The organism is Methylobacterium isbiliense (genome assembly GCF_022179325.1).
In the GTDB taxonomy this organism is placed as follows: domain Bacteria; phylum Pseudomonadota; class Alphaproteobacteria; order Rhizobiales; family Beijerinckiaceae; genus Methylobacterium; species Methylobacterium isbiliense.
This window is the reverse complement of record NZ_BPQQ01000011.1, coordinates 1-26919: the sequence shown is the minus strand read 5'-3', so window position 1 is coordinate 26919 and position 26919 is coordinate 1. Positions and strand designations below refer to the sequence as shown.

23 protein-coding genes are annotated in these 26919 nt (G+C 71.4%); 13 read left to right on the top strand and 10 right to left on the bottom strand.

Features of this window, described 5'->3' with window-relative positions:
• Positions 1-78 precede the first annotated feature (78 nt).
• Positions 79-4095: a Pls/PosA family non-ribosomal peptide synthetase gene (locus MFF61_RS05525; protein WP_238234075.1), complete on the top strand. Its 4017-nt coding sequence runs from the start codon at positions 79-81 to the stop codon at positions 4093-4095.
• A 584-nt stretch (positions 4096-4679) separates the two neighbouring features.
• Here the strand turns inward: MFF61_RS05525 and MFF61_RS05520 are convergent.
• A complete protein-coding gene (locus MFF61_RS05520; RefSeq protein ID WP_238234074.1) occupies positions 4680-5339 on the bottom strand; it encodes an alpha/beta hydrolase in 660 nt (219 codons plus the stop codon).
• A gap of 254 nt (positions 5340-5593) precedes the next feature.
• Here MFF61_RS05520 and MFF61_RS05515 point away from each other — a divergent pair, with 254 nt between their 5' ends.
• From MFF61_RS05515 to MFF61_RS05480, 8 genes are all read left to right on the top strand, one after another.
• On the top strand, positions 5594-6769 hold the full coding sequence (locus MFF61_RS05515) for a cysteine desulfurase family protein (protein ID WP_238234073.1): 1176 nt from the start codon (positions 5594-5596) through the stop codon (positions 6767-6769).
• Between the two features lie 68 nt (positions 6770-6837).
• Positions 6838-8307, top strand: a complete 1470-nt coding sequence (sufB, locus tag MFF61_RS05510; RefSeq protein ID WP_238234072.1) for a Fe-S cluster assembly protein SufB — start codon at positions 6838-6840, stop codon at positions 8305-8307.
• 160 nt (positions 8308-8467) lie between these two features.
• On the top strand, positions 8468-9220 hold the full coding sequence (gene sufC / locus MFF61_RS05505; protein ID WP_238234071.1) for a Fe-S cluster assembly ATPase SufC: 753 nt from the start codon (positions 8468-8470) through the stop codon (positions 9218-9220).
• A gap of 2 nt (positions 9221-9222) precedes the next feature.
• Positions 9223-10542, top strand: coding sequence for a Fe-S cluster assembly protein SufD (gene sufD, locus MFF61_RS05500; RefSeq protein ID WP_238234070.1), 1320 nt, complete (start codon positions 9223-9225; stop codon positions 10540-10542).
• Positions 10543-10601: 59 nt separating this feature from the next.
• Entirely contained in the window at positions 10602-11843 is a 1242-nt protein-coding gene (locus MFF61_RS05495; protein WP_238234069.1) for a cysteine desulfurase, read from the top strand.
• A 9-nt stretch (positions 11844-11852) separates the two neighbouring features.
• A complete protein-coding gene (locus MFF61_RS05490; RefSeq protein ID WP_238234068.1) occupies positions 11853-12206 on the top strand; it encodes an SUF system Fe-S cluster assembly protein in 354 nt (117 codons plus the stop codon).
• Positions 12207-12382: 176 nt separating this feature from the next.
• Positions 12383-13402 carry a ketol-acid reductoisomerase gene (gene ilvC, locus MFF61_RS05485; protein ID WP_238234067.1) on the top strand — a complete coding sequence of 340 codons (1020 nt, stop codon included), beginning with the start codon at positions 12383-12385 and terminating at the stop codon, positions 13400-13402.
• A gap of 199 nt (positions 13403-13601) precedes the next feature.
• Positions 13602-14255, top strand: a complete 654-nt coding sequence (locus MFF61_RS05480; RefSeq protein WP_238234066.1) for a pyridoxamine 5'-phosphate oxidase family protein — start codon at positions 13602-13604, stop codon at positions 14253-14255.
• Between the two features lie 158 nt (positions 14256-14413).
• On the opposite strand, the gene MFF61_RS05475 is transcribed toward MFF61_RS05480, so the two are convergent.
• The 4 genes from MFF61_RS05475 to MFF61_RS05460 all read right to left on the bottom strand — a co-directional run bounded on the left by MFF61_RS05475 (position 14414) and on the right by MFF61_RS05460 (position 17922).
• A complete protein-coding gene (locus MFF61_RS05475; protein WP_238234065.1) occupies positions 14414-15115 on the bottom strand; it encodes a haloacid dehalogenase type II in 702 nt (233 codons plus the stop codon).
• Positions 15116-15303: 188 nt separating this feature from the next.
• Positions 15304-16347 (bottom strand): tryptophan--tRNA ligase, encoded by a 1044-nt coding sequence (gene trpS, locus MFF61_RS05470; protein ID WP_238234064.1) that lies wholly within the window; start codon positions 16345-16347, stop codon positions 15304-15306.
• A 140-nt stretch (positions 16348-16487) separates the two neighbouring features.
• On the bottom strand, positions 16488-17231 hold the full coding sequence (locus MFF61_RS05465; RefSeq protein ID WP_238234063.1) for an endonuclease III domain-containing protein: 744 nt from the start codon (positions 17229-17231) through the stop codon (positions 16488-16490).
• An 82-nt stretch (positions 17232-17313) separates the two neighbouring features.
• Positions 17314-17922: a septation protein A gene (locus MFF61_RS05460; RefSeq protein WP_238234062.1), complete on the bottom strand. Its 609-nt coding sequence runs from the start codon at positions 17920-17922 to the stop codon at positions 17314-17316.
• Positions 17923-18027: 105 nt separating this feature from the next.
• On the opposite strand from MFF61_RS05460, the gene MFF61_RS05455 reads away from it, so the two are divergent.
• Positions 18028-18336, top strand: a complete 309-nt coding sequence (locus MFF61_RS05455; protein ID WP_238234061.1) for a type II toxin-antitoxin system VapC family toxin — start codon at positions 18028-18030, stop codon at positions 18334-18336.
• A gap of 33 nt (positions 18337-18369) precedes the next feature.
• Here the strand turns inward: MFF61_RS05455 and MFF61_RS05450 are convergent, their stop codons facing one another.
• Both MFF61_RS05450 and ftsY read right to left on the bottom strand, forming a co-directional pair.
• Positions 18370-19281 (bottom strand): calcium-binding protein, encoded by a 912-nt coding sequence (locus MFF61_RS05450; protein ID WP_238234060.1) that lies wholly within the window; start codon positions 19279-19281, stop codon positions 18370-18372.
• A 101-nt stretch (positions 19282-19382) separates the two neighbouring features.
• Complete coding sequence (ftsY, locus tag MFF61_RS05445; protein WP_238234059.1) at positions 19383-20705, bottom strand: signal recognition particle-docking protein FtsY; 1323 nt, start codon at positions 20703-20705, stop codon at positions 19383-19385.
• 78 nt (positions 20706-20783) lie between these two features.
• Here ftsY and MFF61_RS05440 point away from each other — a divergent pair, with 78 nt between their 5' ends.
• Positions 20784-21485 (top strand): RluA family pseudouridine synthase, encoded by a 702-nt coding sequence (locus MFF61_RS05440; RefSeq protein WP_238234058.1) that lies wholly within the window; start codon positions 20784-20786, stop codon positions 21483-21485.
• 167 nt (positions 21486-21652) lie between these two features.
• On the opposite strand, the gene MFF61_RS05435 is transcribed toward MFF61_RS05440, so the two are convergent.
• The 3 genes from MFF61_RS05435 to MFF61_RS05425 all read right to left on the bottom strand — a co-directional run bounded on the left by MFF61_RS05435 (position 21653) and on the right by MFF61_RS05425 (position 25405).
• Positions 21653-22903 carry an acyl-CoA dehydrogenase family protein gene (locus MFF61_RS05435; protein WP_238234057.1) on the bottom strand — a complete coding sequence of 417 codons (1251 nt, stop codon included), beginning with the start codon at positions 22901-22903 and terminating at the stop codon, positions 21653-21655.
• A gap of 149 nt (positions 22904-23052) precedes the next feature.
• Complete coding sequence (locus MFF61_RS05430; RefSeq protein WP_238234056.1) at positions 23053-24342, bottom strand: TetR/AcrR family transcriptional regulator; 1290 nt, start codon at positions 24340-24342, stop codon at positions 23053-23055.
• Between the two features lie 43 nt (positions 24343-24385).
• Entirely contained in the window at positions 24386-25405 is a 1020-nt protein-coding gene (locus MFF61_RS05425; RefSeq protein ID WP_238234055.1) for an NAD-dependent epimerase/dehydratase family protein, read from the bottom strand.
• Positions 25406-25739: 334 nt separating this feature from the next.
• Between MFF61_RS05425 and MFF61_RS05420 the strand changes: the two genes are divergently transcribed.
• Together MFF61_RS05420 and MFF61_RS05415 are read left to right on the top strand one after the other, a co-directional pair.
• Entirely contained in the window at positions 25740-25973 is a 234-nt protein-coding gene (locus MFF61_RS05420; RefSeq protein ID WP_238234133.1) for a hypothetical protein, read from the top strand.
• 232 nt (positions 25974-26205) lie between these two features.
• A partial coding sequence (locus MFF61_RS05415) for an elongation factor Tu (protein WP_238234054.1) occupies positions 26206-26919 on the top strand: 714 nt, incomplete at its 3' end.

Here is a 26919-nt window from a genome sequence, read left to right as displayed (position 1 = left end):
GCCGCGCCCTGCCGGCGGCCCGACGGCCCGGAACCGCGCCGCCGTTCGCGGCGTCGTTCCCCGCCCGTGGAGCAGACGATGAGTCAGACCGCCCGCCCGATCCAGACTCCGCCGGCCGTCCTGCGCGGGCCGGTGCGGCCGGACCTCCTGCGGGACGAGGTGCTGGCCGAGATCTTCCGCGACACGGTGCGGCGGCGGCCCGACCACCCGGCCCTGATCGACGGGGCGGACGCCGCACGCGCAAGCCTCTCCTACGCGGAGGTCGATGCGCGCTCGGACGCGATCGCGAGCGGGCTGGCCGCCCGCGGCATCGGGCCGGGCGACGTGGTCGGCCTGTGGATGGCACGCGCGCCGGATCTGCTCATCGCGCAGATCGGCATCACCAAGGCGGGCGCGGCGTGGCTGCCCTTCGACGCCGAGGCGCCGGCCGACCGGGTCGCCATCTGCCTGGAGGATGCGGGCGCCAAGGCGCTGGTGGTCTCGCCGGCGCTGCAGGCCCGTGCGCCGGCAGGCCGGCCGGCGCTGACGCCGGCCGAGGTGGCGGGCGAGGCGCGCGGCCCGGCCCCCGACCTGCGCGCCGCCGGCCTCACGCCCGACCACGCCGCCTACCTGATCTACACCTCGGGCTCGACCGGCATGCCCAAGGGCATCGTCATCAGCCACCGCAACATCTGCCATTTCCTGCGCTCGGCCAACGACCTCTACGGCGTCGTGCCGGAGGACGTGGTGTTCCAGGGCGCCTCCGTGGCCTTCGATCTCTCGATGGAGGAGATCTGGGTTCCCTACCTCGTGGGCGCGACGCTGTTCGTGGCGAGCCCGACGATGATGGGCGACGCCGAGGCGCTGCCCGGCCTCCTCACGGAGGCCGGGATCACCGTGCTCGACACGGTGCCGACGCTCCTCGCGCTGATGACCCGGGACGTGCCCTCCCTGCGGCTGATCCTGCTCGGCGGCGAGGCGCTGCCCGAGCCGCTGGTGGCGCGCTGGGCGACGCCGGGGCGGCGCCTGTTCAACACCTACGGCCCGACCGAGGCGACGGTGGTCGCCACCGCGGCCGAGATCCGTCCCGGCGAGCCGGTGACGATCGGCGGGCCGATTCCCAACTACACCGCCTACATCGCCGACGAGACGCTGGCGCTGGTGGGGCCGGGCGTCCAGGGCGAACTCCTGATCGGCGGCCCGGGCGTGGCCGCGGGCTACCTCGCCCGGCCCGACCTGACGGCGGAGAAGTTCATCCGCAATCCCTTCGGCGGCGACGGCCAGGACCCGGTGCTCTACCGCTCCGGCGACGCGGTCTCGCTCGATCCGCAGAGGCGCATCCACTTCCACGGCCGCATCGACGATCAGGTCAAGATCCGCGGCTTCCGGGTCGAACTCGGCGAGATCGAGACGCGCATCCGGGCGCAGGCGGGCATCGGGCAGGCCGCCGTGGTGCTGCGCCAGGACGACGGCGTCGACCGGCTGGTGGCCTTCCTGGTGCCGGAGCGCGGCGCCGTGATCGAGACGCCGCGCCTGCGCGCGCAGCTCGGTCAGGAGATGCCGCCCTACATGGTGCCGGGGCATTTCGAGCTGGTCGCCGGCCTGCCGGTGCTCGCCGCCTCCGGCAAGGTCGACCGCAAGGCCCTGCGCGCCCTGCCGCTGACGCAGCCCGCCTCCACGGGCGAGCAGGAGGAGCCGCGCAACGAGACCGAGGCGGCGCTGCTCGCCGCCGCCAAGCGCGCCTTCGGCGATCAGGCGATCCCCTTCGAGGCCGATTTCTTCACCGATCTCGGCGGCCACTCGCTTCTGGCCGCCCGGTTCGTGTCGGGCGTGCGCGCGGTGCCGGCGCTGGCCTCGATCACGCTGCAGGACGTCTACGCCCACCGCACCCTGCGGGCGATGGCCGACAGCCTGATCGCGCGCACCGGCGGCGTCGGCGCCGAGACCGCCCAGCACGACCTCTCCTTCGCCCCCCCGCCGCTGGCGCGCCGCTTCCTGTGCGGCCTCGCGCAGGGGCTGGTGCTGCCCTTCATCATCGCGCTCTCGACGGCGCAATGGCTCGGCATCTTCGTCACCTACCTGCTGATCACGGGCGGCGAGCTCGGCTTCTTCGGCGAGATGGCGGTCCTGCTGCTCGTCTATGTCGGGCTCAACGCCGTCACGGCGCTGATCGCCATCGCCACGAAGTGGCTGGTGCTCGGGCGCACGCAGCCCGGGCGCTATCCGCTCTGGGGCGTCTACTACTTTCGCTGGTGGCTGACCCAGCGCCTCACCCCCCTCGTCCACGTGAAGTGGCTCCAGGGCTCGCCGATGATCCGCCTCTACCTGCGGCTCCTCGGGGCCAAGGTCGGCCGCGACGCCATCGTGTCGGACATCGACATCGGCGCGCCGGACCTGCTGAGCATCGGCAGTGGCGCGTCGCTCGGCGGGCGCTGCGTCATCGCCAACGCGGAGGTGGTGGGCCACGAACTGGTGATCGGCCGGGTGGCGATCGGGGACGGGGTCTCGATCGGCACGTCCTGCGTCATCGGGCACGGCGCCCGGATCGGCGACCATGCCGAGATCGCCGACCTGACCACGATTCCGGCCGGCACCCAGGTGGGCGAGGCGGAGGTCTGGGACGGCTCGCCCGGCTGCAAGGTCGGCACGGTCGACGTCGCGGCGCTCCCCGAGGCGCCGTCCGTCTCGAGGCCGCGCAAGGCCGCCTTTCTCCTCGCCTACGCGCTCCTGCTCGCGGCGGTGCCGGCCATCGGCCTGCTGCCGATCTTCCCGGCCTTCTACATCTTCGACCAGATCAGCGACCGGCTCGGCGAGCTCACCGACATCGACTACCACTACTACCTGCCGCTCCTCACCTGGCCGACCGCCATGCTGATGACGGCCGGAACGGTCTTCCTGATCGCGGCGATCCGCTGGGTGGTGCTGCCGCGCCTGCGCGCGGGCCGCTACCCGCTGCACAGCGGCGTCTACCTGCGCAAATGGGCGGTGGCGCTGGCCGCCGAGGTGATGCTGGAGACGCTCTCCTCGCTCTTCGCCACGGTCTACATGCGGGCGTGGTACCGGCTGATGGGCGCCGGGATGGGGCAGGGGGCCGAGATCTCCACCAACCTCGCGGGCCGCTACGACCTCGCCAGCGTGGGGGCGCGCAACTTCATCGCTGACGAGGTCGTGTACGGCGAGGAGGAGGTGCGCCACGGCTACATGACGCTGGAACCGGTCAGCACCGGCGCCCGGGTGTTCGTCGGCAACGACGCGGTGGTGCCGCCGGGCGCCACCATCCCGGACGACGTGCTGATCGGCATCAAGTCGAAGCCTCCGGCCAACGACCGCATGGCCCCGGGCGACACGTGGTTCGGCTCGCCGCCGATCAAGCTGCCGACGCGGCAGCGGGTCGCCGTCGGCCAGCGCCAGACCTTCGAGCCCGGGATCTGGCCCCGCATTGGGCGCGGCGTGTTCGAGGCCTTCACCTCGTCCTTCTCGCCGATGCTGTTCATCACCTTCGCGATCATCGCGATCGATTTCGTGTTCTATCCCGCGATCCTGGCGGGCGACTGGACCGGGCTGGCCTTCGGGTTCCTGGCCGTCAGCCTCGTGATCGCGGTGCTGCAGACGCTCGTCGTCGTGGCGGTCAAGTGGCTGCTGATGGGCGCCTACCGGCCCGGCATGCACCCGATGTGGTCGTGGTGGGCGATGCGCACCGAGGCGGTGGCGGTGATGTACTGGGGCCTCGCCGGCAAGGTGCTGCTGGAGCACCTGATGGGCACGCCCTTCCTGCCCTGGGTGCTGCGCCTGTTCGGCACCCGGACCGGCCAGGGCGTGTGCCTGCTCTCGACCGACATCACCGAGTTCGACTGCGTGACGATCGGCGACTTCTCGGTGGTCAACCGCATGTCGGCCCTGCAGACCCACCTCTACGAGGACCGGGTGATGAAGGTCGGCCGGGTCGAGGTCGGCACCGGCGTCACGGTCGGGGCCTTCGCCACGGTGCTGTACGACACGGAGGTCGGCGACTACGCGCGCCTGCGCCCGCTCACCGTGATCATGAAGGGCGAGTCGATCCCCGCGAACTCGGAATGGGAGGGCTCGCCCGCGGTGCCGGTGGTGCACGCGGCCTGATCCGGCGCGGGTGCGGCCTGGACGCCCGGCGGGATATCCTTTGAGAACAGTCAGGATATCCGAACCGATCGCCAAGGCGCTCGACGTCAAGGACCCGCAGGTCAACGCGCTCGCCGAACAGCTGATGGCGCTCAAGCGCACGAGCAAGACCGAGGCGGCGCTTGACCGTGAGCCAGGGTTCGGCACCGCCGGACACCACGTCCCGATCGCTCGCCGAGACGATCTCGGCCAGCAGACAGGCCCGGTCCACGAAGCGCTGGCCCGGCGCGAAGTTGGCGTCGATCACCGCGACGTCCGGCTGGCCGATCTCGAGTCCGGGCCGCTGGTTGGCGAGCCGGCCCGGATCGTGCGCGGACAACGCAGCGTTCAGAAGGCGTTCCGGATTCCCGGCGATCCGGTTGTGGGCCGGGGCCGGGGCGCCCTCATCACCGGACGTCCTGCGATCAGCTCCCACCGCCCGCCATCCGGGCGCGTGGCCTGGAAGGCCCGGAAGGCGCGCGCGGAGATCGGCCGCGCGTGGCCCGTTCCGGCGGCGACTGGCGCCATCCGGTGTCCCTCCTGCGCGGAGAGGCGCAGGATGGCCCCTACGCGGCCGCCTCGTCCTTCTTGCCGAGGCGCTTGTCGAGGTAGGTCTCCACCGTCTGGGTCAGTTCGTCGATCTTGCCGTCGAAGAAGTGGTTGGCGCCCTCGACGACCTGGTGCTCGATGATCACGCCCTTCTGGGTCTTCACCTTCTCGATCACCGGCATCACCTCGCGGGCCGGCGCCACCCGGTCCTCCGAGCCGTGCACGAACAGGCCCGAGGAGGGGCAGGGGGCGAGGAAGCTGAAATCGTAGCGGTTGGCCATCGCGGCGATGGAGATGAAGCCCTCCACCTCCGGCCGGCGCATCAGGAGCTGCATCCCGATCCACGAGCCGAAGGACACGCCCGCGATCCAGCAGGCCCGCGCCTCCGGGTTGACCGCCTGCACCCAGTCGAGGGCGGCGGCCGCGTCCGAGAGTTCGCCCGCGCCGTGGTCGAAGGAGCCCTGGCTGCGGCCGACGCCGCGAAAGTTGAAGCGCAGGGCCGCAAAGCCGCGATTCGCGAACGTGTAGAACAGGTTGTAGACGATCTGGTTGTTCATCGTGCCGCCGAATTGCGGGTGCGGATGCAGCACGATGGCGATCGGGGCGCCTCTCTGCTTGGGCGCCTGATAGCGTCCCTCCAGGCGGCCAGCCGGACCGGCGAAGATGACCTCGGGCATTCACGAACCTCTTGGGCTTGGCCTCGCGGCTGAGGGACGCAGGGCGCCTGCGTCCGGTCAGGGCGCCAGCCTTGACTCGGGGACGCGCTCGCCTACAAGCACCCTTAGAATGGTTCTAACCGATTAGAACAATTCCAAACAGAGTGGCCGGGACGAACGCAGGCCACTCGCCTGCCGCCCGGCGGCGTGCGGAAAGCGTGTTGGGCTGGCGCCTTAGCACGCCCACCCGGGGGCAAGGCAAAGGAAATCGGCGGATGGAGACAGGACCGCGCACCTATCTCGACCACAACGCCACCGCGCCGGTGCGGCCGGAGGTGGCGGAGGCGGTCGCGCGCGCGCTCCTCGACCTGCCGGGCAACGCCTCCTCGATCCACCGCGAGGGCCAGGCCGCCCGGGCGGCCGTGGAGACGGCGCGCGCGCGCATCGCCGCCCTGGCGGGCACGGCGCCCGGCAGCGTGGTGTTCACGAGCGGCGGCACCGAGGCGGCCAACGCCGCCCTGTCCGGGGGCCTGCGGCGGCGCGACGGGCCTGCGCCGACGCGCCTCATCGTCGGCGCCACCGAGCACCCCTGCGTGCTCGCCGGCCATCGTTTCGCGCCCGAGGCGACCGACCTGATCCCGGTCGACCGCCGCGGCGTGATCGATCTCGCCTGGCTGGAGGCGCGCCTCGGCGCGCTCGCGGGCGAGGGCGTGCTGCTCTCGGTCCAGGCGGCCAACAACGAGACCGGCGTGGTCCAGCCCCTCGACGCGGTGGTGGCGCTCGCCCGCCGCCACGGCGGGGCGCTCGTCCACAGCGACGCGGTCCAGGCGGCCGGGCGCCTGCCCCTGGAGGCGGCGACCTCCGGCCTCGATGCGCTGAGCCTGTCGGCGCACAAGTTCGCCGGGCCGAAGGGCGTCGGTGCGCTGGTGCTCGCGCCCGGGCTCACCCTCGATCCGGTGTTCCACCGCGGCGGCGGGCAGGAGGCGCGCCTGCGCGGCGGCACCGAGAACGTGGCCGGCCTCGTGGGGGCGGGCGTCGCGGCCGAGATCGCCGGGCGGGCGCAGGCGGAGGAGGCCCGGCGCCTCGCGGGCCTGCGCGACGCGCTGGAGGCCGGGATCCGCGCCCGGGCACCGGACGCGGTGGTGTTCGGGGAGGGGGCGGAGCGCCTGCCCAACACGGCCTGCTTCGCGGTGCCGGGGCTGGAGGCGGCGACCGCGCTGATCGCGCTCGATCTCGACGGGGTCGCGGTCTCGTCGGGCTCGGCCTGCGCCTCCGGCAAGGTCGGCCGCTCGACGGTGCTCGCCGCCATGGGCGTGCCGGCGGCGCTCGCCGCCGGGGCGTTGCGCGTGAGTTTGGGATGGAACAGCCGGCCATCGGACGTGGATCGCTTCCTGGCGGTCTTCGATCGGCTGATTTCGTCCCTATATAAGCGCCGGGAGAGGGCCGCGTGAGCGCGCGCCCCGCACCGGCCGTGTCATCAACCCGCGGCCCTTGAAGCCGTCAGCGGTAGGAGACGGGTATGCCTGCAGTGCAGGAGACGATCGATCGCGTTCGTGCCATCGACGTGGATCAGTACAAGTACGGGTTCGAGACCACGATCGAGATGGAGAAGTCCGAGAGGGGCCTCTCCGAGGACGTGATCCGCTTCATCTCGGCCAAGAAGGACGAGCCGGAATGGATGCTGGAATGGCGCCTTGACGCCTATCGCCGCTGGCTGACGATGAAGGAGCCGGAGTGGGCGCGGGTCTCGTACGACAAGATCGACTACGACAACCTCTACTACTACGCGGCCCCGAAGCGGAAGGCGGCGCAGTCGCTCGACGAGATCGATCCCGAGATCCTCAAGACCTACGAGAAGCTCGGCATCCCGCTGCGCGAGGTGGAGGCGCTGGAAGGCATCGCGCCGCAGAACCGCGTGGCGGTGGACGCGGTGTTCGACTCGGTCTCGGTGGCCACCACCTTCAAGGCCGAACTCGCCAAGGCCGGCGTCATCTTCATGCCGATCTCCGAGGCGCTGCGCGAGCATCCCGAGCTGGTGCGCAAGTACCTCGGCTCGGTCGTGCCGGTGACCGACAACTTCTTCGCGACCCTGAACTCGGCCGTGTTCTCGGACGGGTCGTTCGTCTACATCCCGCCGGGCGTGCGCTGCCCGATGGAGCTGTCGACCTATTTCCGCATCAACGAGCGTGACACGGGCCAGTTCGAGCGCACCCTGATCATCGCCGACAAGGGCTCTTACGTCTCCTACCTCGAAGGCTGCACCGCGCCCCGCCGCGACGACAACCAGCTTCACGCCGCGGTGGTCGAGCTCGTCGCGCTGGACGATGCCGAGATCAAGTACTCGACGGTGCAGAACTGGTATCCGGGCGACGCGCAGGGCCGCGGCGGCATCTACAACTTCGTGACCAAGCGCGGCGATTGCCGCGGCACCAACTCGAAGATCTCGTGGACGCAGGTCGAGACCGGCTCGGCCATCACCTGGAAGTACCCGTCCTGCATCCTGCGCGGCGACGGCTCGCAGGGCGAGTTCTACTCGATCGCGGTGTCGAACGGCATGCAGCAGGTCGATTCCGGCACCAAGATGATCCATCTCGGCAAGAACACCACGAGCCGGATCATCTCGAAGGGCATCTCGGCCGGCCGGTCGCAGAACACCTACCGGGGCCTCGTCTCGGCGCACCGGAAGGCGACGAACGCCCGCAACTTCACCAACTGCGATTCCCTGCTGATCGGCGATCAGTGCGGCGCGCACACCGTGCCCTACATCGAGTCGAAGAACGCGACCGCGGTGTTCGAGCACGAGGCCACCACCTCCAAGATCTCCGAGGAGCAGCTGTTCTATTGCCAGCAGCGGGGACTGGGCGAGGAGGAGGCGCGGGCGCTGATCGTCAACGGCTTCGTGCGCGACGTGCTGCAGCAGCTGCCGATGGAGTTCGCGGTCGAGGCCCAGAAGCTGATCTCGATCAGCCTGGAAGGCTCGGTGGGCTGAGGCAGCCCGGCGCAGCGGGCCCTGCTCCCGCCGCCATCCGCAACAGCGCGACCCGCGGCGGACCTGCCCGGGACGGCCTGCGCCCCGCGCCGGCCGTCGACCGACGGCCAGCTCCGTCCCGCGGTGTCGGCTCAACCACTTCGAAGGACTCTGGAATCCGATGCTCGAAATCAAGAACCTCGTCGTGCAGATCGAGGACAAGCGCATTCTCAACGGCCTCGACCTCACCGTGAACGATGGCGAGGTAGCGGCCATCATGGGTCCGAACGGCTCGGGCAAGTCGACCCTGTCCTACGTGATCGCCGGCAAGGCAGATTACGAGGTGCTCGACGGCGAGGTGCTGCTCGACGGCGAGAACATCCTGGAGATGGCGCCCGACGAGCGCGCGGCGGCGGGCCTGTTCCTGGCCTTCCAGTACCCGCTGGAGATCCCGGGCGTCGCCACCATGACGTTCCTGAAGGCGGCGCTGAACGCGCAGCGCAAGGCGCGCGGCGAGGAGGAGCTGTCGACCCCCGACTTCATGCGCCGCGTCTACGGCGCGGCCGAGCAGCTCGAGATCGACCGCGACATGCTCAAGCGCGCGCTGAACGTCGGGTTCTCCGGCGGCGAGAAGAAGCGCATGGAGATCCTGCAGATGGCGCTGCTGCAGCCGCGCTTCTGCGTCCTCGACGAGACCGATTCCGGCCTCGACATCGACGCGCTGCGCATCGTCTCGGAGGGCGTGAACGCGCTGCGCGCCGAGAACCGCAGCTTCCTCGTCATCACCCACTACCAGCGCCTGCTCAACCACATCGTGCCCGACACCGTGCACGTCATGTCGCAGGGCCGGGTGGTGAAGTCCGGCGGCAAGGAGCTGGCGCTCGAACTCGAAGCCAGCGGCTACGCCGAGTACCGCGCGACCGAGGCGGCGTGACCATGGCGGACATCACCACGCTGCGCACGGCGGCCGAGACCGGCCTGTCGAAGCTGTTCGAGGTCCGGCGGCTGAAGCTGCCGGGCTCGGCCATCGCCCGCGAGGAGGCGTTCCGCTTCTTCGAGGCCGCCGGCCTGCCGCATCGCCGGGTCGAGGCGTTCAAGTACACCGACCTGCGCGCGGCCCTGCGCGAGGCCGCTCCGCCGGCCGAGGCGCCCTCCGCCGAGGCGGCGCGCGAGGCGGTCAAGACCGCGAAGGGGTTTGCCGAGGCCGAGGCCGCGCGGCTGACCTTCGTCAACGGCCACCTCGTCCCGGCGCTCTCGGATCTCGGCGCGCTGCCGGCCGGGGTCGCGGTGACGCCGCTCACCGAGGCGCTGACCGACGGCGACCCGCTCACCCAGCGCTTCGCCCCGGTGGCGCAGGCCAACGAGAACCCGATCTACCAGCTCAACACCGCCTTCATGGCGGACGGCGCGCTGATCCGGGTCGCCGCGGGCGCCAAGGTCGAGCGGCCGCTGCACCTGCGCTTCGTCGCCACCGGCACGGAGGCGTTCTCCACCGCAACCCGCACCCTGGTGGTGCTGGAGGAGGGGGCGGAGTTCACCCTGTTCGAGAGCCACGAGGGTCCGGGCGGCGTCGCCTACCAGCCGAACGACGCCCTCGACGCCATCGTCGCGGACGGGGCGGTTCTGCGCCACACCCGGCTCAACGCCGAGGGCGCGCAGGCCGTGGCGCTCTCGACCATCTCGGTGCGGCTCGGCGCGAAGTCGCACATCGAGACCGTCAACGTGGCGGCCGGCGCGGTGTTCTCCCGCCACCAGATCTACCTGCTGTTCGCGGGCGACGACGCCACGGCGGCGGTGAACGGCGCGACGATGCTGGGCGACGGGCAGCTCGCGGATTCGACGCTGCTCGCCGACCACGCGGCGGTCGGCGGGGTGAGCCGCGAGCAGTTCAAGACCGTGATCGACGGCGACGCCACCGGCGTGTTCCAGGGCAAGATCATCGTCCAGCAGGTCGCCCAGAAGACCGACGGCAAGATGAAGTCCGACTGCCTCCTCCTCTCCGACGAGGGGCAGATGATGAACAAGCCGGAGCTGGAGATCTTCGCGGACGACGTGGCCTGCGGCCACGGCGCGACCTGCGGGGCGATCGACGACGACCTGCTGTTCTACCTCATGGCCCGCGGCCTGCCGCGGCCGGAGGCCGAGGGCCTGCTGGTCCAGGCCTTCCTCGGCGAGGCGCTGGAAGCGATCACCCACGAGGACGCCCGCGAGGCGATGATCGGCGTCGTGGAGACCTGGCTCGCCGGCCGCCGGTGAGCCCCGGACGGGGCCGGCACCGGGCCGGCCCCGCCGCCCAGACGAACAAAGAGATGGCGATGAACGCACCCGTCCTGCAGCCCTACGACGTCGCGGCGATCCGGACGCAGTTCCCGATCCTGTCGCAGACCGTCTACGGCAAGCCGCTCGTCTACCTCGACAACGCCGCCTCCGCGCAGAAACCGCGGGCGGTGATCGACGCCATGACGAACGCGATGGAGACGGCCTACGCCAACGTGCATCGCGGCCTGCACTTCATGGCGAATGCCGCCACGGAGGGCTTCGAGGGCGCCCGCGAGACCACGCGCCAGTTCCTCAACGCCCGCTCCACCGACGAGATCATCTTCACCCGCAACGCCACCGAAGCCTACAACCTCGTCGCGTCCTCGATGGGCTGGGCCGGGCTGATCGGGGAGGGGGACGAGATCATCCTCTCTATCATGGAGCACCACTCCAACATCGTGCCCTGGCACTTCCTGCGCGAGCGCCGCGGCGCGGTGATCAAGTGGGCGCCGGTGGACGACGAGGGCAACTTCCTCGTCGAGGAGTACGAAAAGCTGTTCACGCCGCGCACCCGCATGGTGGCGATCACCCATATGTCGAACGTGCTCGGCACGGTGACGCCGGCCCGCGAGATCGTGCGCATCGCCCATGCGCACGGCGTGCCGGTGCTCCTCGACGGGGCGCAGAGCGCGGTGCACCAGCCGATCGACGTGCAGGCGCTCGACTGCGACTTCTTCGTCTTCACCGGCCACAAGGTCTACGGGCCGACCGGCATCGGCGTGCTCTACGGCAAGAAGGAATGGCTGGAGCGGCTGCCCCCCTACCAGGGCGGCGGCGAGATGATCCAGACGGTGACGCAGGACGCGATCACCTACAACGAGCCCCCGCACCGCTTCGAGGCCGGCACGCCCGCGATCATCGAGGCGGTGGGCCTGGGCGCCGCGCTCGAATTCATGATGGAACTCGGCCGCGAGCGCATCGCCGCCCACGAGGCGGCGCTCTCAGCCTACGCCCACCAGCGCCTGTCCGAGATGAACAGCGTCCGGATCATCGGGCGGGCGCGCGACAAGGGGGCGGTGATCTCCTTCGAGATGAAGGGCGCGCACGCCCACGACATCGCCACCGTGATCGACCGCCAGGGCGTGGCGGTGCGGGCCGGAACCCATTGCGCGATGCCGCTGCTCGCGCGCTTCGGCACGACCTCGACCTGTCGCGCCTCGTTCGGATTGTATAATACGCAGGCCGAGGTCGATGCGCTGGTGGCGGCGCTCGCCAAGGCCGAGATGATGTTCGCGTAGGACCCGCCAATGACCGAACCCGCGCCCGAGACCGGCTCCGCTCTCCCGCCCGAGGAGATCGACCGGCTGACCGACGGCATCGTGGCCGCCCTCAAGAGCGTCTACGATCCCGAGATCCCGGCCGACATCTACGAACTCGGCCTGATCTACAAGGTCGACATCGCCGACGATCGGCACGTGGCGATCGACATGACCCTGACGGCCCCGGGCTGCCCGGTGGCGGGCGAGATGCCGGGCTGGGTCGAGAACGCCGTCTCGGCCGTGCCCGGCGTGCAGGGCTGCAAGGTGACGATGGTGTTCGACCCGCCGTGGGACCAGAGCCGGATGTCCGACGAGGCCCGCGTCGCCCTCGACATGTGGTGAGCGGCGCCCGCGCCGCACCGGCCGCCCTTCAGGACCGCATTTCCGGCTCCGCTTCCGCCGCAAGCCTATTCCCTGTCGCGGATCACCCGGCTAAAAGGCCGCCGCATCGCACGGCCGCTCCAGCGCCCGGAGCGTAACCATCCACCTCCACCAACTCGAGACAGGGGGGAGCCGCCATGCGGGTCTATTACGATCGCGACGCCGACATCAATCTCATCAAGGGCAAGAAGGTCGTCATCGTCGGCTACGGCAGCCAGGGCCACGCCCATGCGCTGAACCTGCGCGATTCGGGCGTCAAGGACGTGGTCATCGCCCTGCGCAAGGGCTCGGCCAGCGCCAAGAAGGCGGAGGCCGAGGGCTTCAAGGTCATGGAGGTGGCCGAGGCCGCCGCCCAGGCCGACGTCGTCATGATGCTCACCCCCGACGAATTGCAGGGCGACATCTACCGCGAGTCGCTGCACGGCAACATGAAGCAGGGCGCCGCGCTGCTGTTCGCCCACGGCCTCAACGTGCACTTCAACCTGATCGAGCCGCGGCCCGACCTCGACGTGCTGATGGTCGCCCCGAAGGGGCCGGGCCACACGGTGCGCTCCGAGTACCTGCGCGGCGGCGGCGTGCCGACCCTGATCGCCATCGCGCAGGACGCCTCCGGCAACGCGCACGACCTCGGCCTCTCCTACGCCTCGGCCAATGGCGGCGGCCGCGCCGGCATCATCGAGACCACCTTCAAGGAGGAATGCGAGACTGACCTGTTCGGCGAGCAGGTCGTGCTCTGCGGCGGTCTCGTCGAGCTGATCAAGGCGGGCTTCGAGACGCTGGTCGAGGCCGGCTACGCCCCCGAGATGGCCTATTTCGAGTGCCTGCACGAGGTGAAGCTGATCGTCGACCTCATCTACGAGGGCGGCATCGCCAACATGAACTACTCGATCTCGAACACCGCCGAGTACGGCGAGTACGTGACGGGTCCCCGCATCATCACGCCCGAGACCAAGGCCGAGATGAAGCGCGTGCTCACCGACATCCAGTCGGGCACCTTCACGCGCAACTGGATGCTGGAGAACCGGGTCAACCAGACCTCGTTCAAGGCCACCCGCGCCCGCAACGCCGCCCACCCGATCGAGGAGGTCGGCGAGCGCCTGCGCGGCATGATGCCCTGGATCAAGGAGAAGGCCCTGGTCGACAAGACCAAGAACTGATCGGCCGCGCGGCCCGAACCGCCGCCGTTCGTCGAGCCGGCCCCGCGGAGGCGGGGCCGGCTTTTTTCGTCCCCGGGTCCGCGACGATCGTGCGGCGGGAGAATGACCCGACCGGACTTCCGGCCGATTGCGCCCGGGACGCCGTCCGGCGACGATCCGGCCGGCCGCCCCCGGCGGCCCAACGGGACGAGGAGGAACCATGGGCTCGCTCTACTCCGCGGCGCACCGCGCCCTGCAGGAGGAGTTCGGAACGACGCGGCTCGCCGACTGGCTCGACACCGACTTCGTCCACGCCGGGATCCGCGACGAGGAGCGCGCCTTCATTGAGGCGCGGGACATGTTCTTCCTCTCGACCGTCGATCCGGACGGCAACCCGACGGTGTCCTACAAGGGCGGCGCGCCGGGCTTCGTGCGGGTTCCGGATGCCGGGACCCTGGTCTTCCCGGGCTACGACGGCAACGGCATGTTCTACTCGGTGGGCAACATCGCGGGGCAGGGCCGGGTCGGCCTGCTGTTCATCGACTTCGAGACGCCGCACCGGCTGCGCGTGCAGGGCACCGCGCGGCTGGAGCGCGAGGGTCCCCTGCTCGCCGCCTTCCCGGAGGCGAAGTACCTCGTCCGGGTCGCGGTGACGAAGGTCTGGGTGAACTGCCCGCGCTACGTCCACACCTACCGCAAGGAGCGATCCTCCCGATACGTGCCGCAGGCGGGCCGCGAGACGCCGCTGGCGCTGTGGAAGCGCATCGACCTCCTGCAGGACGTCCTGCCGGAGGACGACGCCGCGCGGGCGCAGGCCGAGGGCATGATCGACCTGCCGGCCTACGAGGCGCGGGTGGCCCGCGGCGAGGGCTGATACCGGCGGTCCTGACCAGGGACCGCCGGGTTCTCGATTTCCCGCCAGATCGTTGATCTGGCATCGGAGACTCGAGATGGCTCGACGGCCCCGTCGATCCCGGGCCTGCCCGGGATCGCGATCGATGCGTCGGCATCCTGGGCCGTTGGCAGGGGCGGTCAGCAGCCGAGCCGATCGGCGAGGTCGCGCAGGTCGCGCGCCGCCACGTCGACCGGGCAGGCGGGGGCCGCCTCGCCGGTGCCGGGGCCGCTCTCGTCGGGGCGGGCGATGTGGGCGGTGGCGAGCCCGCAGCCGGCCGCGGCCACGAGGTCGAAGCTGTGGGCGGCCACCATCATCACCTCGCCGGGCTCCAGCCGCAGCGCCTCGACGGTCCGCAGGTACACGGCGGGCTTGGGCTTGTAGTCGCGGGCGAACTCGGCGCCGAGCACCGCGTCCCAGGGCAGGCCGTTGCGCCGCGCATGCGCGATGGCGAGCCGCACATGCGCGTTCGAGCAGGGGGCGAGCAGGAAGCGCGGGCGCAGCCGGGCGAGCCCTTCGGCCACGTCGGGCCACGCGTCGAGGCGATGCCACGCGCCCACCAGCTCCTGCTTCGCCTCCGGCGAGACGCCGTCGATGCGGTACGAGGCGAGCACCGCCTCCAGGCTCTCGGCGTGGAGCACGTCGAGATCCGCATAGGCCCGTGCGCCGGCGCGGATCGGCTCCATGCCGGGCTGGTAGCGGTCGCGCCACGCGCGGGCGAAGGTCCCGCCGTCGAGGTCCGGCCGCAGCGTCCCGAGCAGACGCTCGGCCTCCCGGGCGACGCCGCCGTGCCAGTCGAGCAGGGTGCCGAAGACGTCGAAGATCAGGGCTTGGATCGGCACGGGCGCCTCCCTCCGGCTTCGCAGACCCTGCTGCGTCGATGCCTGGCCGGCATCCCGATCGGACCCCACGGGTGCCGCCTCGCCGGACGGCCGGATCCCGATGACCGTCCTCGAAGCGGACAGATGGTACAGGGCTTCGCGGAAGGGAAGCCACCGTCACCGGCGCGCCTGGACGGCAAGCGGCGGAACTAGCGCCGCCGCACGAAGCCCACGATGTCCTTGACCGCCGCGAGGTTGGGCGCCGCGATGGCCTCGGCGCGGGCGGCGCCGTCCGCCAGCACCGCATCAATATGGCCCGGATCGGCCACGAGCCGCTTCATCTCGGCGCCGACCGGCCCCAGCGCCTCGACCGCGAGATCCACCAGCGCCCCCTTGAAGGCGGAGAACTGCGCGCCGCCGTAATCGCGCAGCACCTCCTCGCGGGTGACATCGCGCAACGAGGCGAAGATGCCCACGAGGTTGTCCGCCTCGGGCCGTCCGGCGAGGCCCGCCACCTCGGAGGGGAGGGGCTCGGCATCGGTCTTGGCCTTGCGCACCTTCTGGGCGATGGCGTCGGCGTCGTCCGTCAGGTTGATGCGCGAATAGTCGGACGGATCCGACTTCGACATCTTCTTGGTGCCGTCGCGCAGCGACATCACCCGCGCGGCCGGGCCGCCGATCAGCGGCTCGGTGAGCGGGAAGAACGCCTCGCCGTGGCCGTGCGCGGCGATCGAGCCGGCGAAGTCGTTGTTGAACTTCTGGGCGATGTCGCGGGTGAGTTCGAGATGCTGCTTCTGGTCCTCGCCCACCGGCACATGGGTCGCCCGGTAGGCCAGGATGTCGGCGGCCATCAGCACCGGATAGTCGTAGAGCCCGATGCTGGCGTTCTCGCGATCCTTGCCGGCCTTCTCCTTGAACTGCGTCATGCGGTTGAGCCAGCCGAGCCGGGCCACGCAGTTGAAGATCCAGGCCAGTTCGGCGTGCTGGGGCACCTGGCTCTGGTTGAAGACGATCGAGCGGGCGGGATCGATGCCGGCCGCCAGGAACGCCGCCGTCACCTCGCGGATCTGGGCGGTGAGTTCGGCCGGGTCCTGCCAGACCGTGATCGCGTGGAGGTCGACCACGCAGTACAGGCAGGTCTCGTAGGCCGGCTGCAGCGCGACGAAGCGCCTGATCGCCCCGAGATAGTTGCCGAGGTGGAGGTTTCCGGTCGGCTGGACGCCGGAGAAGACGAGTTCCTGGAACGCGGGCATCGTCGTCGGGTGACCTTAGCGAGAAGAGTGGAGGGCGGCCCGCGGGCGCGGCGTTCTGAACCCAACCTCTCCGGCCGGTCAAGTCGGCTGCGGCGCGGCACAACCCCGCCCCTCGGCCGGGAAGGTCCTGCCGGGATACCTCAGGACGCGGTGAGGGCGGCGGGCCGGGCCGCGGCGGCAGCGTCACGGCCCCGGCGGGCGAGGCCCGTCGGGCAGAGGTCGAGGAGCGGGCAGCGCCCGCAGGCCGGCGCACGGTGGAAGCAGCAGCGCTGGCCGTGCAGCATCAGGACCTCGTGATTGTCGTAGAGGGCCTGCGCGCTCCAACCGGGGGGCAGCTGGGCGCGCAGGATCGCGTGGGAGGGGCCGACCTCCACCCGCGGGCCGATCAGGCCGGTGCGCTGCGCGACGCGGTGGTGGTGGCTGTCCACGGGCAGGGCCGGCATCCGCAGGGTGCTGAACGAGAGGACGGCCGCGCTCGTCTTCGGGCCGATGCCCGGAATGGCTTCGAGCCATGCCCGCGCGGCCGGCACGTCGAGCCCGCCCAGGAAGTCGAGGCTCAGCGCGCCGTGCCGCTCGCGCACCGCCCGCAGGATCGCCTGGAGCCGCGGCGCCTTCAGCTCCGGCCACGTCACCCCGGCGATCGTGGCCTCGACCTCGGGCGTGGGCGCGTCGATGAGCGCCGCCCAGTCCGGGTAGCGGGCGCGCAGGGCCTTGAAGGCCCGGCCCGATTCCGCGTTGCGGGTGCGGTGGGAGAGGAGCGAGGAGACGAGTTCGCTCAGCGGATCGAGGCTGTGGAAGTACGGGATCGGGCAGCCGTACAGGGCGCAGAGCCGGCGATGGATGGCGAGCGCCTTGGCGGAGAGATCGTCGGCAGCGGGGTCCATGAGGGCGGGAATCGCGCAATCCCGCGCCCGGTTCCCGCCGGCGGCGGCAGCCGGGCGGCTCGCGCCGGGCGGCTGCCGCCGCTCAGACGCCCTCGGCCTTGCGCTCGTGGCGCAGGAGCAGCGGGGTCTGCGCCAGCGCGAAGGCGATGGTGAGCGGCATGATGCCGAACACCTTGAACCCGACCCAGAAATCCGTGGTCTGGGTGCGCCAGACGATCTCGTTCAGCCCCGCCAGCACGAAGAAGAATACGCCCCAGCGAAAGCTCAGCTTGCGCCAGCCCTCCTCGTCGAGATCGAACACGCTGTCGAGGACGAGGGAGAGGAGCGGCTTGCCAAAGGCGAGCCCGCCGAGCAGCACTGCGCCGAACAGGCTGTTCACGATGGTGGGCTTGAGCTTGATGAACAGCTCGTCCTGCAGCGCGAGGGTGAGCCCCCCGAACACCACCACGACGACACCCGAGACCAGCGGCATGATCGGCAGGCGCCGCACCAGCCCGTAATGGATGGCGAGCGCCGTGAGGGTCGCGGCGATGAACAGCCCGGTCGCCGCGAAGAGGCGGTGGTCGGGCGCGATGCCGAACCGGTCCGCGTAGGCGTTGCCGAGGAAGAACAGGCCGAGCGGCCCGAGTTCGAGCGCGAGCTTCACCAGCGGCGGCAAGTGGGTCTTGGGCGGGACGTCTTCGGTCTTCATGGGGCAGGGGCCTGATCTGGAACCGGCGGCGCAAGGCATCGCGCACCGGCCGCCCGACCATTAGACCGTCGCGGCTTCGCCCGCACCCCGTCCCGAGGCCGCACGATGTCCATCGCGATCGACCATCCCGAAGCCGAGGCGCTCCTTGCCGAAATCGAGGCCCGGACCGGGCGCGATCCGGGCGACCTGCTGCTCGACCTGCTGCGCCGCGAGCGCGACCGCTTGGCCCGGGACCGTACGGTCGAGCCCAGGATCGCCGCCGATGCCTTCGCCCGCTTCGGCAAGGGGCGGCATCCGGCCGGGCTGAACTTCGGCGATGGTTTCGCCGACGCGCTCGCCCGGACGCTCGGCGCGCCGCTCCTGTACAAGGGCGGCGACTTCGCCCGGACCGACATCGCGCCCGCCCTGGTGTGAGGATCGGCCCCGGGCGGGCCCGGGGCCGCGACCCTACAGGGCGACGAAATCCTGCGCGCTGATCCCCGCCATGTCGGCCACGTCGAGATCGGCGATGGCCACCGCGCCGCCGGAGCCGGAGCCGTCCGCATCGTAGTAGACGTAGCCGTTCCAGCTCGAGACGATGATCCGGTCGTCGACATCGAGCCCGGTCGGCGCGGCGGTGTCGACGATCTTGAACTGGCTGGCATCGAGCACGCCGAGGTCAAGCGAGGTGAAGATGCTGCGGTCGAGCCGGAAGCGATCCTCCGCGGCATTGAAGTCGGTGATGCGGTCGATGCCCGCATGGGCGAGGCTCGAGTCGAACAGGAAGGTGTCGACGCCGCTGCCGCCCGTGAGGGTGTCGTCGCCGGCGCCTCCGGCCAGCACGTCGTTGCCGCCTCGCCCGTCGAGGAGGTCGTTGCCGTAGCCGCCCGAGAGCCCGTTGCCGTTGTCGTCGCCGCGGATCGTGTCCCCGTAATCGCCGCCCGAGACGTCCTCGATCGAGATCAGGGTGTCGGTGCCCTGGCCGTCGAACCGCTCCGGCGCGTTGACCTCCTTCACGCGGTACTCCTGCCGGGCGGTGCCCTGGACGAGATCGACGATGACGCGGCCCGCATAGCCCGAATAGTCGACGTGGTCGTCGCCGTCGCCGCCGTTCATGGTGTCGACACCGGCGATGTCGGTGAAGGTGTCGGCGCCGACCCCGCCGGCCATCGAGTCGTTGCCGTAGCCGCCGTCGAGGACGTCCCGGCCGCCCCAGCCGCTCAGCGTATCGTCGCCGTTGCCGCCGAAGAGCGTGTCCTGGCCGTTGCCGCCGTGGATCTTGTCCTTGCCGTCGCCGCCGTAGATGACGTCGTCGTCCTCGCCCCCCATGAGGGTGTCGTCCTTGAAGAACCAGTTCCGGTCGCCGTAGATCGTGGCCATGCTGCCCTCCTGCATCGGGGCGCCGCGATGGCGGCCGCCCTGACGCAAGGGTCGCCGCCCCGGCCCGGCCGGTCCGTGACCCGGATCACACGGGCGGGCCTTCAGCCCTCCCGGTCGAGGCCGGCGATCGCCCGGGCGAAGTCCCGGGCCGCGAAGGGTTCGAGGTCGTCCACGCCCTCGCCGACGCCGATGAAGTGGACGGGCAGGCCGAACTTGGCGGCGAGCGCCACCAGGATGCCGCCGCGCGCGGTGCCGTCGAGCTTCGTCATCACCAGGCCGGTGACGCCCGCGGTCTTCTGGAACAGCTCGACCTGGCTCACCGCGTTCTGGCCGACCGTGGCGTCGAGGACGAGGAGCACCGCGTGCGGCGCCTCCGGGTCGAGCTTGGCGATCACCCGGACGATCTTTTCCAGTTCCGCCATCAGCCCGGCCTTGTTCTGGAGCCGCCCGGCGGTGTCGATCATCAGCACGTCGGTGCCGGCCTCGCGCGCCGCCTGCAGCGCGTCGAAGGCGAGGCCCGCCGCGTCGGCGCCCTGCGGCCGCGCCATCACCGGGGCTCCGGTGCGCTCGCCCCAGACCTTGAGCTGCTCGATGGCGGCGGCCCGGAAGGTGTCGCCGGCCGCCAGCATCACGCTCAGCCCCTGCGCCCGGAACTTCTGCGCGAGCTTGCCGATCGTCGTCGTCTTGCCGGCCCCGTTGACGCCCACCATCAGGATCACGAAGGGCTTGTGCCCCCCCTCGACCGCGAGGGGCCGCGCCACCGGATCGAGCGCCCGCTCCACCTCGGCGGCGAGGATCGCCCGCACCTCGTCGGGGGCGATGCCCTTCTCGTAGCGGCCCTTGCCCACCGCCTCCGAGATCCGCATGGCGGTCTCGACGCCGAAATCCGCCTGGATCAGGGCGTCCTCCAGCTCCTCCAGCGTCGTCGCGTCGAGCTTGCGCTTGGTGAAGAGGCCGGTGACGCGCTCCGAGAGAGCCGAGGAGGTGCGCCGCAGCCCCCCGGTGAGCCGGCTCCACCAGCCGCGCTTCTCGCCCGGCTCCGGCGCGAGTTCGGACGCGGGCGCCAGGGCGAGGGACTGATCCGCCGCGTCATCCGCGTCGTCCGGCTCCTCGACGGCGCCATCGGGTGCCTCCGGGGTCGCCGGCGCCTGCCCGGCGGTGCCGCCCGGCGGGCGTTCGGGGTCGCCGTCGATCGGCTGCAGGTCGGCGCCTGCGAGTTCGGGGGCGAGGTCGCGGGCCGGCTCGGTGTCGGGCGAGGCCTCGGTGACGGTCGGGCTCGCGGCCGGATTCTCCTCGGCCGCGGCGGCGTAATCCGGCTCGCCCTCCGAGGGCGTGACGGTCGGCGGGGTCTCCTCGGCCTCCTTCGTCTCGCCCTTTCGTCCGAACAGGCGGCCGAACCACCCCGGCTTGGTGTTGTCGCTCATCCGCACTTGCTCCAGAGGTCGGAGGCGCCGGGAGGGTCCCGGCCTCCGAGGCCAGCTTCGAGGACGACCGGGGCCGCCATGATCGTCGAAGACATAGTCTCGCGGGTGCTCTACCGCGATGCCCTGGTGCTCGTCATCGACAAGCCGGCCGGGCTGCCAGTGCATCCGGGGCCGCGGGGCGGCGAGACCCTGGTCCAGCACCTCGACGCGCTGCGCTTCGGCCTGCCGCGCCGCCCGGAGGCCGCCCACCGCCTCGACCGAGACACCTCGGGCTGCCTCGCGCTCGGCCGCCACGCCAAGGCGCTGGCGCGGCTCGGCCGGCTCTTCGCCGGGAGCGCGGTGGACAAGACCTACTGGGCGCTGGTCGAGGGCGGTCCCGCGGAGGAGGCCGGGAGCATCGACCTGCCCCTGGCCCGGCGCTCGGACGATCCGCGCAGCTGGTGGATGAAGGCCGATCCGGCGGGCGACCCGGCGCTGACCCGCTGGCGGGTGCTCGGCCGCGGGCCCGGCACGGCGTGGCTCGTCCTCGAACCGGTCACCGGGCGCACGCACCAGCTGCGCGTGCACTGCGCCGCGATGGGCTGGCCGATCCGCGGCGACGCGATCTACGGGGGCGCCCCACGCCACGGCGGCCCGGGCCTTCAGCTCCACGCCCGGGCCCTGAGCCTGCCGCTCTATCCGAAGAAGCCGCCGGTCACCGCCGAGGCCCCGGTGCCGCCGCACATGCGGGCGGGGCTGGCGGCGTGCGGGTACCGGGCGCCGGACGAGCCCGGCGCCTGAGCGGCGGCGTCATACCAACGGCCCAAGATGCGGACGCATCGATCTCGATCCCGGGCAAGCCCGGGATCGACGGGGCCGTTGAGGCATCCCGAGTGTTCGACGCCAGATCAAGGATCTGACGAACAATCGAGAACCGAACCGGCGGTCATTGGACATGACCGTCGGGGTCAGCCCTTCGCCCGCTCGCGGTTGCCGTACTGCGCCAGTTCGAGGCGGGCGATCGAGCGGTTGTGCACCTCGTCCGGGCCGTCGGCGAGGCGCAGCGTCCGGATGCGGGCATACGCGTAGGCGAGGCCCGCATCGCTGCTGACGCCCGCGCCACCGAAGGCCTGGATCGCATCGTCGATCACCTTCAGGGCGATCCGGGGGGCGGCGACCTTGATCATCGCGATCTCGAGCTTCGCGCCCTTGTTGCCGACCCGGTCCATCATGTCGGCGGCCTTCAGGCAGAGGAGGCGGGTCATCTCGATGTCGATGCGGGCCTCCGCGATGCGCTGCTCCCAGACCGAGTGGTCGGCGATGCGCTTACCGAAGGCGACGCGCTCCAGGAGGCGGCGGCACATCTTGGCGAGCGCCTCCTCGGCGACGCCGATGGTGCGCATGCAATGGTGGATGCGGCCCGGGCCGAGGCGCCCCTGCGCGATCTCGAAGCCGCGGCCCTCGCCGAGGATCAGGTTCTCGGCCGGCACGCGCACGTCGTCGAGGATCACCTCGGCGTGGCCGTGGGGCGCGTCGTCGTAGCCGAAGACCGGCAGCATCCGCACCACCGTCACGCCGGGCGTGTCGAGGGGCACGAGGATCTGCGATTGCTGCTGGTGCAGGGGCGCGTCGGTGTCGGTCTTGCCCATCACGATCGCCACGGCGCAGCGCGGGTCGCCGACGCCCGAGGACCACCACTTGCGGCCGTTGAGCACGTAATGGTCGCCGTCGCGGCGGATGCAGGTCTCGATGTTGGTGGCGTCCGAGGAGGCGACGTCCGGCTCGGTCATCAGGAAGGCCGAGCGGATCTCGCCGGCCATCAGCGGCGCGAGCCAGCGCGCCTTCTGGGCCGGGGAGCCGTAGCGGTGCAGCACCTCCATGTTGCCCGTGTCGGGCGCCGAGCAGTTGAACACCTCGGAGGCCCAGGAGATGCGGCCCATCTCCTCGGCGCAGAGCGCGTAGTCGAGGTTGGTCAGCCCCGCGCCGCGGAACGCCCCGTCGTCGTGCTGGGGCGAGGGCGGCAGGAACAGGTTCCAGAGCCCGGCCTCGCGCGCGAGGGGCTTCAGGCGCTCGATCACCGGCACGGGCTGCCAGCGGTCCGTCCCGAAGGCCTCCATCTCGGCCTTGTAGGTCGGCACGGCCGGGCGGACGTGCTCGGTCATGAATGCGGCCACCCGGTCCCGCCAGTGCCGCTGCCGCTCGGAGAGGGTGAAATCCATGGCTGCCTCCTCCCGTGCCCGCGGGTCGCCTGCGCCCCGGTGCCGGATCGGGCGCGACCCTAGCGCCAACCGCGGGCGAGCAAAACCGTGTTTTCGAAAGCGGGCGGGCTGCACGCGCCATGTCCGCCGGCCGAACCGTACCGGTCTTTCTACGCGGGCGGTGCGAACAGGCCGAGGAAGAGCGGGCGCGCGTAGAGGTCGGCGGCGGTGTCCGGCGTCACGCCCGGCACCCAGGCCGGGAGTTCGGCCGCCGCGTTGATCATGCTGCTGACGAGCTGGGCCGCGATGCCGGCATCGTGGGCGCGCACCGAGCCGTCCGCCATCCCGTCCACGAGGCAGAAGGTGAAGCGCTCGGCCAGCCGGTTCATGGTGCGGCGCGTCTCGGTGCGCAGCCCCTCGGGCAGGGCGCTGAAGGCGGTGACGCGCAGGAGCGGCCCCGCCGGGCCGAGCTGCGCGCGCACCAGCGTCGCCGAGGCGGTGCAGATGCGCTCCCAGCCGGTCCCGCCCGCCGCGTCGGCGGCGTCCTGCACGGCCCGGATCTGCGCGAAGCTGCGCGCGAAGCAGTTGGCGACGAGATCGTCCTTGTTGTCGTTGTGGTGGTAGAACGAGCCCTTGGTGACCTTGAGGAGCCCCGAGATCTTCTCCACCGAGGCGCCGCGGTAGCCCTGCTGGTTGATGAGGATCGTGGCCGCCCGCAGGAAGGCCTCGGGGGAGACCTCGCTCTCGGGCTCGCGCGGCGGCAGCGACGGCCCGGGCTCCGGCAGGAGGCCGGGCGCCCAGGGGGCCGCCTGCCCGGCGAGCCCGCCGACGAGCAGGTCGGTGACGCGGGCGGCCACGCGGCCGTAATCCCGCGGCTCGTAGCGGCCGATCCAGAGCCGGACGGAGTGCACGACCGAGAGCAGCAGGTGCGTGCGCGCGTTGCGCTCGGCCCGGTCGAGGCGCTCGCCGTCGAACAGGCCGCGCAGGCGGCGGAACAGGTCGGCATAGGCGGCGAAGACCGCCTCGGCCTGCGGCTCGGGCAGAGCGCGCACGTCGTGCAGGACCGCGGTGTCCGGCTCGGCCCCGGCCGCCACGGCGGCGCGCCGGGCGCAGTAGAGGTCGAGGAACCGGGCGAGCCGCGCCGCCGGGTCGGGCGCGGCCTCGGCCTGCGCCACGAGACCGTCGAGCACCGCGATCGTGCGCAGGAAGCAGGCGGCGGCGAGATCCTCCTTGCGCCGGTAGTAGTAGGTGACGCTGTTGGTCATCAGCCCGACGCCGCGGGCGACATCCGCCAGGGTGGCGCCCTTCACCCCCGCCTCGTTGAACAGGGTCGCGGCGGCGTGCAGGATGGCGTCCCGCTTCTGGGCGTAGCGCCGCGTCTGGCGCGGCGCCTCCACGGGCACCGGCTTCATCGCGATCTCGGCCGCATTCTCGCCGGACGTGTCGAGAGGGTGGGACATGCTCGCGATTGAGCACGCCCCCGACGAGCGTGACAAGCCGCGCTCATGGCGGAGGAACCGCTTCCTCACCGTAATGCTCCCGATACCACGCCACGAAGGCCGGAATCCCGGCCTCGATCGGCGTGGCCGGGACGTAGCCGGTGAGGTCGCGCAGCAGGTCGGCGCTCGCCACCGTACGGACGAGGTCGCCCGGCGGCAGGGGCTTGAGCCGGCGGTCCGCCTTGCGGCCGAGCGCGGCTTCCAGCACGTCGAGCATCGCGCTCACGCTCACCGGGCGGCCCGCCCCGATATTGACGAGCCGGTAGGGCGCCACGGGGCTCAGCGTGTCGGCCTCCGAGACCGGCGCGCCCAGCGCGGGCGGCAGCGCCGTCAGCCGCCAGATCGCCTCGATCAGGTCGTCGACATAGGTGAAGTCCCGCTCCGCCCGCCCGTGGTCGTAGACCTCCACCGGCTCGCCCGCGAGGATCCGGCGGGTGAAGAGGTAGAGCGCCATGTCGGGCCGGCCCCAGGGCCCGTAGACGGTGAAGAACCGGAAGGCCGTGGTCGGCACGCCCCACACATGCGCGTAGGCATGCGCCATCGCCTCCCCGGCGATCTTGGAGGCGGCGTAGATGGTGAGCGGGGTCGCGGTGGCGTCGGTCTCGCGGAACGGCATCGCGCGGTTGCCGCCATAGGCCGAGGAGGTGGAGGCGAACAGGAAGTGGCGCACGGGATGGCGGCGCACGCCCTCCAGCACCTCGTAGGTGCCCACCATGTTGGAAGCCACGTAGGCGCCGGGATTCTCCAGGCTGTAGCGTACGCCGGCCTGGGCCGCGAGATGGAGGACGATGTCGGGCTCGGCCTGCGCCATCGCCGCCGAGAAGGCGCCCGGCTCCTCCAGCATGAAGCGCCGCGGCGTGAAGCCCGGCAGGGCGCAGAGCCGCGCCAGCCGGGCCTCCTTGAGGGCGACGTCGTAATAATCCGTCATCCCGTCGATGCCGGTGACGGTGTGGCCGGCGGCGAGCAGGCGCCGGGCGAGATGGAAGCCGACGAAGCCGGCCGTACCCGTCACGAGAAAGCGCATGGGCGGAACTCCGACTGAGCGGCGAGGGCGCTCGGACCCCGCGAGGACCGGGCGTAGACCGCTTTCGGCGGGAGCGGAAGCCGAGGCAGTGCGGCCTGCCATCCCGTCAGGAATGCGGCATGCGACGCCCCGCCCTGCGTCGGGCACCCTCGGGTGGAGGGTCGAAGCCCTTGCAATCCCACACGCTCCTCCCCAGATTGGTCGAATCGCGCCGTCCCTGCGACCCGTGCCCGCCGTACGGGCCACATGGGCGGCGTACCGTGTTTCCCATCTCGAACCGGCCTGCCGTCCTCCATCGATGAGGACCGAGTGGAGGCCCGTGAGCCAGTCCCCAATGAACCAGCTCGTGCGCATGTCGCATCTCTTTCCCGCCGACACCGTCAAAGAGCCGTCGCCGGAGCATCGCATCCCGTTCGCGCAGTCCGGCGCCTTCGTGTGCAAGTTCATCATCGGCGAGCCGAACGACCGTGCGGTCTGCTGCGGCGCGCCGGTGCAGGACGGCAAGAGCTGGTGCGCCTTCCACCGGCGGATCGTGTTCGAGCCGGCCCGGCCCGGCCGCCTGCGCTGAGGCGCCGCGCCTGCGCCGAGGCGCCGGGCGCCCTTCTCCCTCGTCTGCGTCCATGACCCGCTCGGGCAGGGCTCCGGCCTTGCCCGGGTGCGTTCGCGCGCGTGCGGCCGGCGGCCTGCATCGCCGCCGGCCGCACGCGCGGACTTGATCGCGGCCCGCAGACCCTCTAAGCGGGCCGCGCCTTCCGCCCGGCCCGGACATCGCGTGGGCGGGCTTGCCGCAGGTGAGGGATATGGCGAAGGAAAAGTTTTCGCGGACGAAGCCGCACTGCAACATCGGGACGATCGGGCACGTTGACCACGGCAAGACGTCGCTGACGGCGGCGATCACGAAGGTTCTGGCGGAGACGGGCGGGGCCACGTTCACGGCCTACGACCAGATCGACAAGGCGCCGGAGGAGAAGGCGCGCGGGATCACGATCTCGACCGCGCACGTCGAGTACGAGACCCAGAACCGGCACTACGCCCACGTCGACTGCCCCGGCCACGCCGACTACGTCAAGAACATGATCACGGGGGCCGCCCAGATGGACGGGGCGATCCTGGTGGTCTCGGCGGCCGACGGCCCGATGCCGCAGACCCGCGAGCACATCCTGCTCGCCCGCCAGGTCGGCGTGCCGGCGCTCGTGGTGTTCATGAACAAGGTCGACATGGTCGACGATCCGGAGCTCCTAGACCTCGTCGAGCTCGAGGTGCGCGAGCTGCTCTCGAAGTACGACTTCCCGGGCGACGACATCCCGATCACCAAGGGCTCGGCCCTGTGCGCGCTGGAGAACCGCGAGCCGAAGATCGGGCACGACGCGATCCTCGAGCTGATGGGGCACGTGGACGCCTACATCCCGCAGCCGGAGCGGCCGATCGACCTGCCGTTCCTGATGCCGATCGAGGACGTGTTCTCGATCTCGGGGCGCGGCACGGTGGTGACCGGGCGCGTGGAGCGCGGGATC

Bases quoted from the DNA above. Each gene is read 5' to 3' on its own strand.
- MFF61_RS05525 (WP_238234075.1), top strand. From the start codon at position 79: ATGAGTCAGACCGCCCGCCCGATCCAGACTCCGCCGGCCGTCCTGCGC.
- MFF61_RS05520 (WP_238234074.1), bottom strand. From the start codon at position 5,339: ATGCCCGAGGTCATCTTCGCCGGTCCGGCTGGCCGCCTGGAGGGACGC.
- MFF61_RS05515 (WP_238234073.1), top strand. From the start codon at position 5,594: ATGGAGACAGGACCGCGCACCTATCTCGACCACAACGCCACCGCGCCG.
- sufB (WP_238234072.1), top strand. From the start codon at position 6,838: ATGCCTGCAGTGCAGGAGACGATCGATCGCGTTCGTGCCATCGACGTG.
- sufC (WP_238234071.1), top strand. From the start codon at position 8,468: ATGCTCGAAATCAAGAACCTCGTCGTGCAGATCGAGGACAAGCGCATT.
- sufD (WP_238234070.1), top strand. From the start codon at position 9,223: ATGGCGGACATCACCACGCTGCGCACGGCGGCCGAGACCGGCCTGTCG.
- MFF61_RS05495 (WP_238234069.1), top strand. From the start codon at position 10,602: ATGAACGCACCCGTCCTGCAGCCCTACGACGTCGCGGCGATCCGGACG.
- MFF61_RS05490 (WP_238234068.1), top strand. From the start codon at position 11,853: ATGACCGAACCCGCGCCCGAGACCGGCTCCGCTCTCCCGCCCGAGGAG.
- ilvC (WP_238234067.1), top strand. From the start codon at position 12,383: ATGCGGGTCTATTACGATCGCGACGCCGACATCAATCTCATCAAGGGC.
- MFF61_RS05480 (WP_238234066.1), top strand. From the start codon at position 13,602: ATGGGCTCGCTCTACTCCGCGGCGCACCGCGCCCTGCAGGAGGAGTTC.
- trpS (WP_238234064.1), bottom strand. From the start codon at position 16,347: ATGCCCGCGTTCCAGGAACTCGTCTTCTCCGGCGTCCAGCCGACCGGA.
- MFF61_RS05465 (WP_238234063.1), bottom strand. From the start codon at position 17,231: ATGGACCCCGCTGCCGACGATCTCTCCGCCAAGGCGCTCGCCATCCAT.
- MFF61_RS05460 (WP_238234062.1), bottom strand. From the start codon at position 17,922: ATGAAGACCGAAGACGTCCCGCCCAAGACCCACTTGCCGCCGCTGGTG.
- MFF61_RS05455 (WP_238234061.1), top strand. From the start codon at position 18,028: ATGTCCATCGCGATCGACCATCCCGAAGCCGAGGCGCTCCTTGCCGAA.
- MFF61_RS05450 (WP_238234060.1), bottom strand. From the start codon at position 19,281: ATGGCCACGATCTACGGCGACCGGAACTGGTTCTTCAAGGACGACACC.
- ftsY (WP_238234059.1), bottom strand. From the start codon at position 20,705: ATGAGCGACAACACCAAGCCGGGGTGGTTCGGCCGCCTGTTCGGACGA.
- MFF61_RS05440 (WP_238234058.1), top strand. From the start codon at position 20,784: ATGATCGTCGAAGACATAGTCTCGCGGGTGCTCTACCGCGATGCCCTG.
- MFF61_RS05435 (WP_238234057.1), bottom strand. From the start codon at position 22,903: ATGGATTTCACCCTCTCCGAGCGGCAGCGGCACTGGCGGGACCGGGTG.
- MFF61_RS05430 (WP_238234056.1), bottom strand. From the start codon at position 24,342: ATGTCCCACCCTCTCGACACGTCCGGCGAGAATGCGGCCGAGATCGCG.
- MFF61_RS05425 (WP_238234055.1), bottom strand. From the start codon at position 25,405: ATGCGCTTTCTCGTGACGGGTACGGCCGGCTTCGTCGGCTTCCATCTC.
- MFF61_RS05420 (WP_238234133.1), top strand. From the start codon at position 25,740: ATGAACCAGCTCGTGCGCATGTCGCATCTCTTTCCCGCCGACACCGTC.